The organism is Asticcacaulis sp., from assembly GCF_035497195.1.
GTDB lineage: Bacteria > Pseudomonadota > Alphaproteobacteria > Caulobacterales > Caulobacteraceae > Asticcacaulis.
Window position 1 is genome coordinate 100549 of record NZ_DATJDZ010000002.1, and the last position, 15065, is coordinate 115613.

11 protein-coding genes are annotated in these 15065 nt (G+C 58.6%); 4 read left to right on the forward strand and 7 right to left on the reverse strand.

Annotated features, from left to right (window positions below; genetic code table 11):
• Window position 1: 1 nt before the first annotated feature.
• On the forward strand, window positions 2–715 hold the full coding sequence (locus VL130_RS00445; RefSeq protein WP_325359930.1) for a sensor histidine kinase: 714 nt from the start codon (window positions 2–4) through the stop codon (window positions 713–715).
• Between the two features lie 53 nt (window positions 716–768).
• Here the strand turns inward: VL130_RS00445 and VL130_RS00450 are convergent, their stop codons facing one another.
• Window positions 769–2670, reverse strand: a complete 1902-nt coding sequence (locus VL130_RS00450) for an ABC-F family ATP-binding cassette domain-containing protein (RefSeq protein ID WP_325359932.1) — start codon at window positions 2668–2670, stop codon at window positions 769–771.
• A 98-nt stretch (window positions 2671–2768) separates the two neighbouring features.
• On the opposite strand from VL130_RS00450, the gene ndk reads away from it, so the two are divergent.
• On the forward strand, window positions 2769–3185 hold the full coding sequence (gene ndk / locus VL130_RS00455) for a nucleoside-diphosphate kinase (RefSeq protein ID WP_325359936.1): 417 nt from the start codon (window positions 2769–2771) through the stop codon (window positions 3183–3185).
• A 115-nt stretch (window positions 3186–3300) separates the two neighbouring features.
• Here ndk and VL130_RS00460 read toward each other — a convergent pair whose 3' ends face one another.
• The 3 genes from VL130_RS00460 to purM all read right to left on the reverse strand — a co-directional run bounded on the left by VL130_RS00460 (window position 3301) and on the right by purM (window position 7209).
• A complete protein-coding gene (locus VL130_RS00460) occupies window positions 3301–5370 on the reverse strand; it encodes a S46 family peptidase (protein WP_325359938.1) in 2070 nt (689 codons plus the stop codon).
• A gap of 72 nt (window positions 5371–5442) precedes the next feature.
• A complete protein-coding gene (purN, locus tag VL130_RS00465) occupies window positions 5443–6021 on the reverse strand; it encodes a phosphoribosylglycinamide formyltransferase (RefSeq protein ID WP_325359941.1) in 579 nt (192 codons plus the stop codon).
• Window positions 6022–6177: 156 nt separating this feature from the next.
• Window positions 6178–7209, reverse strand: a complete 1032-nt coding sequence (gene purM, locus VL130_RS00470; RefSeq protein WP_325359943.1) for a phosphoribosylformylglycinamidine cyclo-ligase — start codon at window positions 7207–7209, stop codon at window positions 6178–6180.
• Between the two features lie 63 nt (window positions 7210–7272).
• On the opposite strand from purM, the gene rnd reads away from it, so the two are divergent.
• On the forward strand, window positions 7273–8421 hold the full coding sequence (rnd, locus tag VL130_RS00475; RefSeq protein WP_325359945.1) for a ribonuclease D: 1149 nt from the start codon (window positions 7273–7275) through the stop codon (window positions 8419–8421).
• A gap of 34 nt (window positions 8422–8455) precedes the next feature.
• Here the strand turns inward: rnd and VL130_RS00480 are convergent, their stop codons facing one another.
• From VL130_RS00480 to VL130_RS00490, 3 genes are all read right to left on the reverse strand, one after another.
• Entirely contained in the window at window positions 8456–9958 is a 1503-nt protein-coding gene (locus VL130_RS00480) for a Ppx/GppA phosphatase family protein (RefSeq protein ID WP_325359947.1), read from the reverse strand.
• A gap of 89 nt (window positions 9959–10047) precedes the next feature.
• Window positions 10048–12240 (reverse strand): RNA degradosome polyphosphate kinase, encoded by a 2193-nt coding sequence (locus tag VL130_RS00485; RefSeq protein WP_414636184.1) that lies wholly within the window; start codon window positions 12238–12240, stop codon window positions 10048–10050.
• Window positions 12241–12384: 144 nt separating this feature from the next.
• The gene (locus VL130_RS00490) at window positions 12385–13056 is read right to left on the reverse strand and encodes a DnaA ATPase domain-containing protein (RefSeq protein ID WP_325359951.1); all 672 of its coding nucleotides are present in this window, start codon (window positions 13054–13056) and stop codon (window positions 12385–12387) included.
• A gap of 188 nt (window positions 13057–13244) precedes the next feature.
• On the opposite strand from VL130_RS00490, the gene aspS reads away from it, so the two are divergent.
• Entirely contained in the window at window positions 13245–15026 is a 1782-nt protein-coding gene (aspS, locus tag VL130_RS00495; protein ID WP_325359953.1) for an aspartate--tRNA ligase, read from the forward strand.
• Window positions 15027–15065: the final 39 nt, after the last annotated feature.

Consider the following 15065-nt stretch of genomic DNA (forward strand, 5'->3'; position numbering starts at 1 on the left):
CATGCAGGAACCCCGACACATCATCATGACTGCCCCAGCCGATCCCGCCGAAGAATTCAAGGATTTCGCCTATATCGTCTCGCACGATCTCGCCGGCCCGGTCCGGTCGATGGTGGCGTTTTCCCAACTCCTGAAAGAAAGCCTGCCCGTTGTCGAGAAGGCCGAGGATCAGCTACACCTCGACCTGATCATCGAAAGCGGCCAGAAGCTGGGCGAAATGATTCAGGGATTGCTGGCGTTTTCACGCCTGAATACGGTGCCGCGCAGCCGCGCCCTGGTCGAACTCGAAATCGTCGTGGCGCGTTGCTACATGCAGTTGCAGGCGCAACTGGATGCGACCAAGGGGCACTTCAACTACCCGCGGATGCCGGAGGTGATGGCGGATGCCCAGCAGATGCACACGGTGTTCTTCGCCCTGCTGGATAATGCGATCAAGTTCCGCAAGCCTGACGTGGCGCCGGATATTCGCATCCGTTGCGACAAAACCGCCGATTTCTGGGAGTTCAGTATTTCGGATAATGGCATCGGCATCGATCCGCTGTTTTACGACGATGTTTTCCGGCCATTACGCAAGCTGCATACGGATGAAGTCTATCCTGGTGTCGGCATGGGGCTGACCCTGGCGCGCAAGATCATTCTGGCGCACGGCGGTGAAATCTGGCTCGAACCGTCTGACATGAGCGGTTTGAAGGTGAGTTTTACGATACCGCGGTAACAGCGATAGGCAAGACGTAGGGGCGCAGACCCCAAACCCCAAACTCGATAGTATTAAACGCCGGCCTGAGCCTTGGCGGTTTCATAAACCTCCGCCGCCGTCATCCATTCGGCTTCCAAAGCGACGACCTTCTCTTCCAGCTTTGCTTTGTCCTTGCCGAGACTTATTGCCTGCGCCTGATCCTTTGCGTAAATATCCGGATCGCCCAGCTTGAGGTCCAGAAGCTTGATCTGATTGCTGGTCGACTCGATCTGACGCTCCAGGTCGTCAGCCTTTTTCTTCAACGGCGCGATGGCGTTGCGCGCGGCGGCGGCGGCTTTGCGCGCCTCCTTGGTATTGACGTTAGGCCCTTTATCCTTGGCCTCGGCGGCGGCTTCCTCGCGCGTCGCCGTCTTGGAGCGCTCGATCACTAGTTTGGCATAATCGTCCATGCTGCCGGTATAGGTCTTCACCGTGCCGTCATTGACCAGCCACAGCTTGTCGGCCACCAGTTCGATCAGCGAACGATCGTGGGTGATCATCAACACAGCGCCTTCATAATCATTCAGCGCGTCGAGCAGGGCGCGGCGGCTGTCGATATCCAGGTGGTTGGTCGGTTCGTCGAGGATCAGCAGGTGCGGCTTCTCCATAGCCACCATGTTGAGCAGCAGACGGGCGCGTTCGCCGCCGGAGAGATCCTTGACCTTGGTTTCGACCTTTTGCGCACCCATGCCGAAAGACCCCAGGCGCGAGCGACGCTTGGCCTCGGTTTCATCCGGGCGGGCGCGGCGGATCATTTCCAGCGGCGTATCTTCCGGGTCCATCGCCTCGATCTGGTGCTGGTGGAACCAGCCGACCGTCATGCGGCGGTCGCGCCATTGTGTGCCGTGGCTCTCGGTCAGCGCGCCGGCCAGCATTTTTGCGAAGGTCGATTTACCGGCGCCGTTAACGCCCAAAACCCCAATCCGATCATCGGGATCGAGGCGAATGTTCATGTGACGCAGGATGACCGTATCGCCATAACCGACACTGGCATCATCGAGGCGGACGATCGGCGGCGCCAGTTGTTTATCCGGCGACGGCAGTACGAAAGGCGCCACCCGGTCTTCAATCGTGGCGGAGATCGGCGGCAGCTTTTCCAGCTTCTTCATACGTGATTGCGCCTGCGCCGCCTTGGAAGCCTTAGCGCGGAAACGGTCGACGAAGGCTTGCAGGTGCGCGCGTTCGGCTTCCTGTTTGTTGGCGTTGGCGGCGTTCAGGCGGGCTTTTTCGGCGCGCATCCGTTCAAAATTGTCGTAGCCACCAGTGTAGTAGTCAAGCTTTTGCCCGGCCACATGGATAATGGCGTCAACCGATTCATTGAGCAGGTCGCGGTCGTGTGAGATCATCAGGGCGGCGTTGGGGTAACGCTTCAGGCGCGCTTCCAGCCACAAGGCGCCTTCAAGATCGAGATAGTTGGTCGGTTCATCGAGCAGTAGCAGATCGGGTTCGGCGAGCAAGGCGCCGGCCAGCGCCGCGCGCATCCGCCAGCCGCCGGAAAAATCCGAGATCGGGCGCGTCAGGTCGGCATTGGAAAAACCGAGGCCGCTGAGGATTTCGGCCGCCTTGGCCGGGGCGCGATCGGCGCCGATGGCGTAAAGGTCGTGGTGGATTTCTGCCTGGTGCATGGGGTCGGCGGTTTCCAGCGCGCGCAGCAGGTCGCGGCGGCGGACGTCGAGATCGAGCACTTCATCTATCAGATGTTTGGGCGAGGCGGCGATTTCCTGATCGACCGAGGCGATGCGCCAGGCTTTCGGCGTGGTGATTTCACCGCCGCCCGGTTGGGCGTGCCCCAGGATCAACTTGAACAGGGTCGATTTGCCGACGCCATTCAGCCCGACAAGACCGGCCTTGGTGCCCGGCGTCAGGCTTAGGGTGGCGCCGTCAAAAAAGCGGCGGCCATAGGCGTCGTACACCAGGTTGGTAATCTGCAACATGTGACTTAAAAACTTTAGAATTTACGGGTTGGCGAATGCTTCGCGTGTCGCTATAAGCCAGCCCAACCTTAAAGCCAAACAAAATTGGAACTTCCTTCATGTCCCGTACTTTCTCGATCATCAAGCCCGACGCCACCCGCCGCAACCTGACCGGCGCGATCAACGCCGTCATCGAAGCCGCCGGTCTGCGCATCGTCGCCCAGCGTCGCGTGAAGCTGACCCAGGCGCAAGCCGAGCAGTTCTACGGCGTCCACAAGGAACGTCCTTTCTTTGGTGAACTGGTTGGCCAGATGACCGCCGAACCGGTCGTTGTCCAGGTTCTGGAAGCCGACAACGCCGTGCCGAAATACCGCGAAGTCATGGGCGCCACCAACCCGGAACAGGCCGCTGAAGGCACCCTGCGCAAGCTGTTTGCCCTGTCGATCGGTGAAAACTCCGTCCACGGTTCGGACTCGGACGAGAATGCCGCGATTGAAATCGCCCAGTTCTTCTCGGATGACCAGATCGTCGGTTAAACTTGTGGGGCGTGGGGCTGAGCCCCCACAAACCTTGTTCTATTAAAAAAGCCCTGCCTCTAAGGCGGGGCTTTTTTAATAGATAAAGACTTGGGGTCACGGACCCTAAACCCTATTAGTTTTGCCGCAATTCCGTCAACAGCGCCTGATTATCGTAAATCTTCTCCAGCGCCATGCTGACAGCTTCTGTAGAAACCACGACCGCACGATTGAGCGCGCCATCATAAAAATACGTGCCGCCGAGGCTGTGAATATTGCCGTCGAACACCGCGCCGATGATTTCGCCCCTGGCGTTGACCGCCGGTGAGCCGGAATTGCCGCCGACGATATCGTTGGTGGTGACGAAATCGAACACCGTATCACCGTCGAATTTGCCGCGCGCATCGACAAAGGACTGCGGCAGTTGATAAGGCGTTTTACCGGTGGCGCGATCATAGATGCCCTTCATATGGGTGAAAGGTGCAACTGTCGTGCCGCGCCAGGTCCAGCCCTGAATACGGCCATAGGACAGGCGGGGTGAGAAGGTGGCGTCGGGATAGGTATCCGTACCGTAGGCTTTGAAACGCACGCGGGCGATCTTCTCGGCGGCGATGCGTGTCGGGCCGGTGACGCGGTTCTCATACTGTTGGCGAATATCACGTGAAGCCGGATCGATGCGCAGGGCATACTGGATCATTGGATCGGTCGACGCCTTGATGGCCGCCATACCACCCGCCCATAACGTTTTGCGGGTATCGACATCGTCCAGTCCGGTATTTTCAACCAGGAATGACGCCAGTTCTTCGGGCGAGGATTTGCCAAGCAGGAGTTGGGTCTGTGGCGCGTCCGTGCCGAGATATTCCCGCGCTTTCGACAGACGAAATTCGAGATAGAGTTGTTCAAGCGGTTTCTGAATCTGCGCGTTGGCGAACAGGCCGCGTTCGATCGCCGGCAGGCGGGAGTCGGCATATTCAGGCAGGCGTTCGGCGGAGGGCTTTTGCCGTTCTGCCGCGCCGCGCACCAGTTCGCGGGCATAGGTGAGCAGGGTCGAGCTATAGGGGGTGTTTTCCAGAAAGTTATAGGGCAGGAAGAGCGCGGCATAGGCCTTTTGCGCCTCAGCGATAGCGGTCCAGGGATCGCCGATTTCCAAAGCGAATGGTCCGGTCAGGGTTGATTGTAGATAGGCTTCTTCCCGACGTTTGGCGGCGATCATCGCCGGATTTTGCAGCGTCAGCCATTCGCCACTCATGGCCTTGAAGCCATTTTCGACACCGAAGATCGCATCCTGACTGATGCGATGGTTTTCTTCGTCCTGTTCTGAAAAGGTGATCAGGCGGCCGCGCAATTCAGATTTCATCATCTGCACAGGTGGATAAACCACGTCGCGCAGGGTTTCCAACTGCGATGCCGTCATGAGGCGTTTGGTCGTACCGGGATTGCCCGCGACGAAGACCGGATCGCCTTCGCGCGGCGTTTCGGTATTCCAGATCAGATGGTCGGGTGTTTTAACCGGCGCGTCATTTTCATAGATACGCAGGAAGCCGATATCGAGCGCATAGCGCGGAAAGTTGAAATTATCCGGATCGCCGCCGAAGAAGGCCGCCTGAAATTCCGGCGCGAAAACAAGGCGTACATCGGAATACTTATGATACGTGTAGAGCCTGTATTGCCCCCCCTGATACAGCGAAACCATTTCGCAGTGCCGCTTCTGATCATCACCGCAGGCTGCTTTTTCAATTTCGGTGAAGACGGCATTCTGAGCGCGCACGAAGGCGTCCCCGTTCAGACCGGCGGTGGCGGTATTGACCTGCCCTGTGTAGTCCTGCGTTGATATCAGGGTTTCCGCTATCAGGCCGGGACAGGTGCGCTCGTCTTCGCGCGCTTCCATATAGCCGTCAGCAACGTAATCCTGTCCGGGGTTGGAAAGATCCTGGGCGCAATCCATGACGCAATGGTGATTGGTGAAGATAAGGCCTTCGCCGGAGACAAGGGAACCCGAACAGCCGGAGCTTAGCCTGATGCTTGCGCCCTGAAGGTGGTCAAGCCATTTTGCATCGAGCTTGGTGCCATAGGCGGTATTGACCCTGGCCAGAGGGAAGTTATCGAACGTCCACAGGCCTTCTTCAGCGGTGGCGCGACCAGAGGTCATGGCGCCAAATATCAGGGCGAACGCAGCAAGAAAAGCAAAGGTGGCGGTGCGGATCATCAAAAACCCAGGGATGCAAAAACCGGATATGGCTATAGCATGGTTGCGGCCGTAACCGTGTAACCGCCTGGATTACATTTTTGTAAGAATTTTCCTGACAGCCTGAGCATAGAGCCGGTGTTCCTCAGCCAGGACGCGCGTGGCCAGCATATCGGCCGTGTCGCCTTCCAGCACAGGTACACGCGCCTGAGCGATAATCTCGCCTTCATCGACCCCGCTCGATACCCAGTGCACGGTCGCGCCGTGTTCAAGCACACCGGCTTCGATGGCGCGCTCGTGGGTATGTAGTCCCTTGAAGTCAGGGAGGAGGGCGGGATGGATATTGATCATCTTGCCCTCCCATTGCTGGACCAGCCAGGGCGTCAGCACGCGCAAATAGCCGGCGAGGCAGATAAACTCTACGCCGTTGCCACGCAGTTCGGCATCGATCAGACGCTCATGGGCCTCACGATCCTTGCCAAACGGTTTGTGATCGAGCGCGAAGGTTTTCAGACCATGCGCCGCGGCCCATTCCAGTCCGCTGGCATTCGGATCATTAGCGACGACCAGCACAAATTCCGCCGGAAAATCCGGCGCTTTCGACGCCTCGACCAGCGCCATCATATTGGAGCCGCGACCGGAAATGAAAATGGCCGCTTTTGTTTTCTTCATGGTTCTGAACTCTGTCTTCCAGTTTCAGAACCTCCCCTGATTTCAGGGGAGGGTGCCCGAAGGGCGGGTGGGGTTAAATGCCGAACAGTACCGCGGTTCATAACCCCCTCCGGCGCTGAAGCGCCACCTCCCCCTGTTATCAGGGGGAGTTCAAAGTTATTTTACTGCCAACTGACCGCAGATAAAGGCATCTTCGCCGGCATTAAGCAGGGCGGCCAGGACCGCATCGGCATCCTTCGGCGCGACATAGAGCACAAAGCCGACGCCACAGTTGAAGGTGCGCAGCATTTCATGCTTGTCGATATTGCCGGTTTCCATCAGCCATTTGAAGACCGGCGGGAATTCCCAGCCATCAAAATCGAAAGTAGCGGTCAGGTGAGCGGGCACGGCGCGGTCGGGGTTCTCGATCAGGCCGCCGCCGGTGATGTGAGCGCCGCCCTTGATCAGGCCGGATTTCATCAGCGGCAGGACCGTCTTGATATAGATGCGGGTCGGCTCCAGCAGGGCCTGGGCCAGCGACATACCCTTGGCGAACGGCGCATCCGACGCCCATGACAGGCCGGAGACCTCAATTACCTTGCGGATCAGCGAATAGCCGTTGGAGTGCGGACCTGAGGAGGCGAGGCCGATGATGACGTCGCCTTCACGCATGTCGTCCATGCGCGGCAGGACCTTGTTGCGGTCGACGGCGCCGACCGAGAACCCGGCCAGGTCGTAGTCGTCATTGCCGTACATGCCGGGCATTTCGGCGGTTTCGCCACCGACCAGCGCACAGCCGGCGCGCTTGCAGCCTTCGGCGATGCCGGCGACGACGCGCTTCGCCGTATCAACATCGAGTTTGGACGTGGCGTAATAATCAAGGAACATCAGCGGCTCGGCGCCCTGGGCCAGCAGATCGTTGACGCACATGGCGACGAGATCGATACCGACCGTATCGTGGCGGTGGGTCTCGATGGCGATCTTGAGCTTGGTGCCGACGCCATCGGTCGTGGTGACGATCAACGGATCGTCGTAACCGGCGGCGCGCAAGTCAAACAGTGCGCCGAAACCGCCAAGCGAGGCTTCCGCACCGGGACGGCGGGTGGACTTGGCAAGCGGCTTGATGGCGTCCACCAAAGCTTCGCCTGCGTCGATATCGACTCCGGACGCCGCATAGGTTAAGCCAGATTTTGAGCCGGGTTCGGACATAAATAAATTCCTGTGATCACTTTGCCCTGTATCGGGGCCATTCGGGTTTGCTATAACTACAAAATGACACCAATTACAAATACCAATGACCTGATCGCGTTCTGCGAAGCGATAAAATCCGCCCCGTTCATCACGGTCGATACCGAATTCATGCGTGAGACGACCTACTGGCCGAAGCTGTGCCTGATCCAAGCGGCCAGCGAAGAGCACGCGGCGATTATCGACCCGCTAGCCAAGGATCTGGATTTAAAGCCTTTTCTTGATGTTCTGGCTGATGAAAAGGTGCTGAAGGTCTTTCACGCCTGCCGTCAGGATATGGAAATCTTCGTCAATCTCGGTTGTATGCCGAAGCCGGTCTTCGATACCCAGGTCGCCGCGATGGCTGCCGGTTACGGCGATCAGGTGGCTTATGATTCGCTGGTCCGCCAGAAGCTGAAGATCGATATCGACAAGGGATCGCGCTTCACCGACTGGGCGCGCCGGCCTCTGAGTGAGCAGCAACTGCATTATGCGCTGGGCGATGTCACCCACCTGGCCAAGCTGTTCCCCAAGCTGCGCGATCGCCTGGACAAGCAGGGGCGTCTCGACTGGGTTTCGGAAGAGATGAAGGCGCTGACTTCGCCGGCGCTCTATTCGACGCAACCGGATGAGGCCTGGCGCCGGCTCAAGCCGCGCAAGCATTCAGTGAAATATATGGCGATTTTCGCGCAGGTCGCCGCCTGGCGGGAACGCATGGCGCAGGAGCGCGACATGCCGCGTGGTCGCATCCTCAAGGATGAGGGTATCGACGAGATCGCCACGCAAATGCCAACCGATCCGGCGATGTTCGATCACCTGCGTTCGACTTCCAAGGGGTTCGGCGCATCGAAATTCGGCCTCGACCTTGCGGAGGTCATTCGCAATGTCGTCAAGAACCCGGACGCCTTCGCGCCAAAGATGGAAAAATCAGCGCCGCCGGTCCAGGTGCCGGCATCTGTGGTCGAACTACTGAAAGTATTGCTGCGCATCCGTTGTGAAGAAGAAGGCGTGGCGCCCAAGCTGATTGCCACCGTGGCCGATCTGGAAAAGATCGCGCTCGATGACAACGCCAAGGTGCCGGCGCTGGAAGGTTGGCGCAAGAAGGTTTTCGGTGATGACGCCCTGCGTCTCAAGCGTGGCGAACTGGCGCTGGTGCTTAATGGTGCCAAGGTTGAGGTAGTCGAACTCGATTAGCCGCTGTCGGGCCGTCGCCGTTACTGGCGGGTCGCTAAAAGGTAATGATATTCAGGTTGAGCTTCAGCGCCTGAGCCAGGGCGCGGGCGCGGCGGCGGGTTTGTTCGCCGAGCAGCAGGTCTTCCCAGCCGGATTTGGCGCTCAGGATCAGATGCAGGTCTTGCTGGCGAATATGGGCATGGCTCAGAAGCTTGGCCGATTTGGCGGACAGGTCGCAACCGAGACGTAGCAGAAGCCCCAGTTGCGTCGCTTGCCGCAACAGGTCTTCCCCCAAAATGCGGCTGATCAGCACCGGTTCCTTGGCATAGGCGTCGCCGCTGTACCGCGTATAGATCGCGCAGGCGAGGAAGACGCGTTCCTGGTGGTTCTGGCCGGGAATAGGGGCGCGCAGCACCTGATCACAGGCCAGGTCCGCGCGGTGATCGGGATGAAGCCGGGCGCCGATATCGGACAGTTTGGCGGCGGCGCGGATCAGCCGCAAGGCGGGGCGATCTAACAGCGCTTCATCGACGCTTTCGTAAAACGTTCGCGCCCATTGCGCCAGCGCCGGACCAAGATCATCATTGATGCCGAGGCGATGGCCCAGGGAGGCGCAGCCGGCGATCAGGGGATCATCGGTCTTCAGCGGGGCGTCGAGCGCTTCAAACAGCAGGCCTTCACGCAGGCCGAAGGCGGAGAAGCACAGGGTCTCAAAGTGCAGAACCTCGATCAGCCCCTGCATAACGAGGGCGGCGTAACCGATATTTTCCAGCCGGCGCTTCGAGACACCCGGCAGTTTTTCCAGTGAGGAAGGCGATTGGCTGGCGATCAGCCGGGCGATCGTCAGGGCTTCGCGCGCCGGCAGTTCGAATTGCTGGATGACTTGCAGGGGGTAGTTCTGTTTTTGCATCCAGATCAGCGCCAGATTGCGCCAGGCGCCGCCGACCGCATGGAACTGCGTGTTGGAAAAGCGGCCCTGCAACGGCTCCAGGCGATCACAGATGACCCTGTAGGTGGCTTGCAGATCGAACGGTTTTGGCGCGCCGAGAGCGAACGGACCGAGCGGCAGGGTGATGCCGCGCAGAGCTTGTTCATTGCTGCCATTGAGATTGACCAGTTCCAGGCTGGAGCCGCCGAGATCGCCGACCACGCCTTCGGCTTCCAGATGGCCGCATTTGACGCCCAGGGCGGAATAATGGGCCTCTTCGGCGCCGCTGAGCACCCGGACACGGAAACCGGTGGTATCGAGAATAGTGGCGACAAAATCCGGGCCGTCAACGGCGTCGCGGATAGCGGCCGTGGCGACGGCATGGATGTCCTTCAGATCGTAGGATTCGAGGATGGCCTTGAACCGGCGCAGGGCGATCAGGCTTTCGCGCATCCCGCCCTTGTGCAGGCTGCCCGTGGTTTTGAGTTCGCGCCCAAGCCCCGCCAGCACCTTTTCATTGAAAACCGGCCAGATTGAACGGCCTTCAATGCGGTATATAACCAGACGAACGGAATTCGAGCCGATATCGATGACAGCGGTATTGTAATTCAAGGTATTGGTTTCCCGCATTGCGCGCCCGATACAAAACTTCGCTAACCCGTTTGAGGAACTTTGAACAGCCCCTTAAACGGGTTAGCGGTTGACTTCATCGTGAGCGATTATTTGCGCGCACCGACGTGATCAAAGGCTTGCGGCAGGTCTTTCACGCCACGTCCACGGCCGGAAAGGGACGGGTTGGTCATGAAATAATCATGGGCCGAGAAAGGTCTGTCGAGATGACTGACATCGAGGCGATTATAGGCGCCGTCCGATTTCAGATACCAGGTCTGGGCCTCATCATTCAGGTTGGCGACCATGATCTGGTCGAGCACCTGACGATGGACCGTCGGGTTTTCAATCGGGATCAGGGTTTCGACACGGCGGTCGAGATTGCGGCTCATCCAGTCGGCGGACGACATGAAGACGCGTGCCTGGTCGGAGGGCAGGGCGTGGCCATTGGCGAAGCAGACAATGCGCGAGTGTTCGAGGAAGCGCCCGACAATCGATTTGACACGGATATTTTCCGAAACGCCGGCCACACCCGGCCGCAGGCAGCAGATGCCGCGAATAACCAGATCAATCTGCACACCAGCCTGGCTGGCCTGATAAAGCTTCTTGATCACCGTCGCGTCGACCAGGGCGTTGAGCTTCGCCCATATCTGCGCCGGTTTACCTGCCTTGGCATTCAGAATTTCCTGATCGATCAGATGGATAAGGCCAGGTTTTAAGGTGACGGGCGAGAAATACAGCTTCTCCATCATCTCAGGCCGGGCATAGCCGGTGATGAAATTGAAGACGCGCATGGCGTCGCGGCACAGTTCCGGATTGGCGGTGAACAGGCTGAGATCGGTGTATATCTTGGCTGTGATCGGATGATAATTGCCGGTGCCGAAATGGCAGTAGGTGCGCAGGGCTTCGCCTTCGCGCCGGACCACCACCGAAAGCTTGGCGTGGGTCTTGTACTCCACGAAGCCGTAAACGACATGGACGCCGGCGCGTTCCATGGCGCGCGCCCAGCGCAGATTGGCTTCTTCGTCAAAGCGCGCTTTGATTTCCACCAGGGCCGTGACGTTCTTGCCCTGTTCGGCGGCCTCGATCAGCGCGGCGACGATGGGGCTGTCCTTCGAGGTGCGATAAAGCGTCTGCTTGATGGCGATGACATTGGGATCACGCGCCGACTGCCGCAAGAACTGCACCACGGCGTCAAAGCTTTCAAACGGATGGTGAACAAGGATATCTTTTTCGCGGATGGCGCCAAAAACATCGCCGCCATTGTCACGGATACGCTCTGGGAAACGCGGCTCGAACGGCTTGAATTTCAGGTCGTTACGGTCACGCGGGATCAGTTGCGATACCTCGGCCATGCCGAGTATGCCGGTGATATTGACGACATCTTCCGGTGCGGCATGGAGATGGCCGACGATAAAGCTGCGCAGGTCATCCGGCATGGTCGAATCGATTTCGACACGGACGACAGACCCCAGGCGGCGCTGCTTGAGGAGCGCCTCGAACTCACGCACCAGGTCTTCGGCTTCTTCCTCCATTTCGATATCGGAGTCACGCAGGATGCGGAACAGACCGCGCGAAACAATATCGAAGCCGGGAAAAAGCTGGTGCAAAAACAACGAAACGAAGTTTTCCAGCGAAATGAATTTGCGGCGGACGGGTCCGGCATCGCGGTCACCAGGCTTGCGCACCGCGGATTCGACTTCCCAGAAGCGCTTCACGCCGGTGGGGATCGGCACGAGGGCATACATGGTCTTGTTGTCCTTACGGCGCAACAGCTTGAGAACAATCGAGAAACCAAGATTGGGAATGAACGGGAAGGGATGGGCCGGATCGATGGCTAGCGGGGTCAGGACCGGGAAGAGCTGGTTCTCGTAAACCTTCTCCAGCCAGGCCATGTCGGTCTTGTTGACATCCTTGGGCGACAGCAGGTTGAGGCCGTTCTCATGCAACTGATTGCGAATTTGCGACCAGATCGCCTGCTGCTTGCTCATTAACTCACCGGCGGCGCTGTTCACCATTTCGAGCTGTTCATGCGGCGTATGACCATCAACCGAAAGCACACGCACGGATTCGCGGACCTGACCTTGCAGGCCTGCAACGCGCACCATGTAGAATTCATCGAGGTTATTGGCCGAGATCGACAAAAAGCGCAGGCGTTCCAGCAGCGGATGACGCGGGTTCTTGGCTTCTTCGATCACGCGTTGATTAAAGGCCAGCCAGCTCAGTTCGCGGTTGATATACAGCGACGGATCAAGCGGTTCGTCATTGCTGAAATCAAAGGGCGCCGGGCCGGTGTCGGGCATCGTATGGCCTGTATCCGCCACCGATGGGCTGGGTGTCGTCTCGATGGCCATGTTCGAATCAATCATTTCAGTCGCTTCATTCAATAGAATCGGTTTGTTGGCGGAAATTCTAACGCGAAACCCTTAAAAACTCTCGAATTTCCGTTACGGCGCCCCCTCGAATAAATCCGTTTCATGATCGAACCAGGATTTAGCCAGGGCGCGATTGAACGCACGTCCATTGGCGTAATGCTCCAGTTCTGTGACAATTTTTTGTGCGGCGCTGACCGAGCGGTCCATCCGGCGCACAATATAGTCGATAAAATCGGGTGACGGCGAAATCGCCCGCTGGGCGAACAGCTTGTTGAGGATGGCGATCAGCAGGTCTTCGTCCGGTTCGGGCAGGGGGATGATCCGCATGGCGTTCAGACGTGACGCCAGATCGGGCAGTTTGACGTTCCAGGTGATGGGCTGGTTTTCTGTCAGAAGAACAAGCTGTTGTCCGGTTTTCTGAATGTGATTGAAGAGGTGAAACAAGGCATCCTCAGAGGCCCTGTCGGCGTCATCAATCACGTAGGAGACAGGCGCCAGGGCGGCGAAATCGAGGCTGTGCGTCTCTTCTGCGGTGAGGAAACGGCCGTGCGTTTGGGCGGCGAAGATATGGCCGAGATGCGTTTTGCCGCTGCCAGGTGGACCGAGCAGGATCAGGTGCGGACTCAGCCATTGATCTGGATGCAGCAGCACACCGACTATCGCCGCCAGTTCCGTGGTGGCGATGAAGCGGTCGCGGCTGTAGCGATCGCCGGATTCCAGGTCGAGGGGCAGTTGCAGTGACATATCCTTAATGTAGAAGCCCGACCGCTTAATGACAATGACCGGACCTGAGATATTCGGGGGACGGCCACAGACGAATTGTGAGTAAAATCAGTCAGGCGCGCCACATAAAATGTGGCAAAAAGCTTGACTTTACCGGCACATCATGTGCCCTACGGCGCAACAAATTTCCTTACTCCATCGGCTTTCACATGCACATTTATCGTTCTCATACCTGTGGCGCCCTGCGCGCTTCCGACGCCGGTTCGCAAACCCGCCTGTCCGGCTGGATTCACCGCAAGCGTGACCACGGCGGCCTGCTGTTCATCGATCTGCGTGACCATTACGGCCTGACCCAACTGGTTTTCGATCCATCATCGCCCGGTTTCGCCAAGGTCGAACGCCTGCGCGCCGAGAGCGTGATCCGTATCGATGGCAAGGTGGTGGCGCGTGACGGCGCAACGATCAATCCGAACCTGCCGACTGGCGAGATCGAAGTTTATGTTGGTGACGTTGAAGTGCTGTCGGAAGCCGCCGAACTGCCGCTGCCGGTCTTCGGCGAGCCGGAATATCCCGAAGAAATCCGCCTGAAGAACCGCTTCCTCGACCTGCGCCGCGAAACTCTGCACAAGAATATCGTGCTGCGTTCGCGCGTTATCCATTCCATTCGCCAGCGTATGGTCGATCAGGGCTTTCTTGAGTATCAAACCCCGATCCTGACGGCCTCATCGCCAGAAGGCGCGCGCGATTTCCTGGTGCCGTCGCGCCTCCATGCCGGCAAGTTCTACGCCCTGCCGCAGGCGCCGCAGCAGTTCAAGCAACTGCTGATGGTTTCCGGTTTCGATCGCTATTTCCAGATCGCGCCGTGCTTCCGTGACGAAGACCTGCGCGCCGACCGTTCGCTGGAATTTTACCAGCTCGACGTCGAAATGAGCTTCGTGACGCAGGAAGACGTGTTCGCTTCCATCGAACCGCTGATGCATGGCCTCTTCACCGAATTCGGCGATGGCAAGCGCGTCTCGGCCTATCCGTTCGTGCGCATTCCCTATCGGGAATCGATCGCCAAGTATGGCTCGGACAAGCCGGACCTGCGCAACCCGATCGAAATGCAGGATGTTTCCGAGCAATTCCGTGGCGGCGGCTTCGGCCTGTTTGCCCGCATCCTCGAAAATTCCGCCAATGCCGTGTGGGGCATTCCGGCACCGAAAGGCGGTTCGCGCGCCTTCTGCGACCGTATGAATTCCTGGGCGCAGGGCGAAGGTCAGCCGGGCCTCGGCTATATCTTCTGGTCGGAGGATCAGGGCGGCTGGGGCGGCCCGATCGCCAAGAATTTGGGCCAGGACGGCACCGCTGCGCTGATGGGGCAACTCGGCCTCGGCCAGGGCGATGCCGCCTTCTTTGTGGCCGGCGATCCCAAGGTGTTCTACAAGTTCGCCGGTTCGGCGCGCACCAAGGTCGGCACGGATCTCAATCTGGTCGATGAAGATCAGTTCAAGTTCTGCTGGATCGTCGATTTCCCGATGTTCGAGTATAACGAGGACGAAAAGAAGGTCGATTTCTCGCACAATCCGTTCTCGATGCCGCAGGGCGAGATGGAAGCTTTACAAACGAAAGACCCGCTCGATATTTTGGCCTATCAGTACGATATCGTCTGTAACGGTTATGAACTGTGTTCCGGCGCCATCCGGAACCACAAGCAGGACATCATGCTGAAGGCCTTCGAGATCGCCGGTTATGACGAGGCGTTTGTCGAGTCGCAGTTCGGCGGCATGTTGAACGCCTTCAAGTACGGCGCCCCCCCGCACGGTGGTCTGGCGCCGGGTATCGACCGCATCGTCATGCTGCTGGCCGGACAGCAGGCCATCCGCGAAGTCATCGCCTTCCCGCTGAATCAGCAGGGCCAGGATGTGATGATGAGCGCGCCTTCGGACGTACTCGACAAGCAGTTGAAAGAACTGCACATTCGCACACAGATGCCGATCAAGGTCAACTAAGCTTATGGGGTTTGGGGCCTGTGGCCCCAAGTCCTGTCC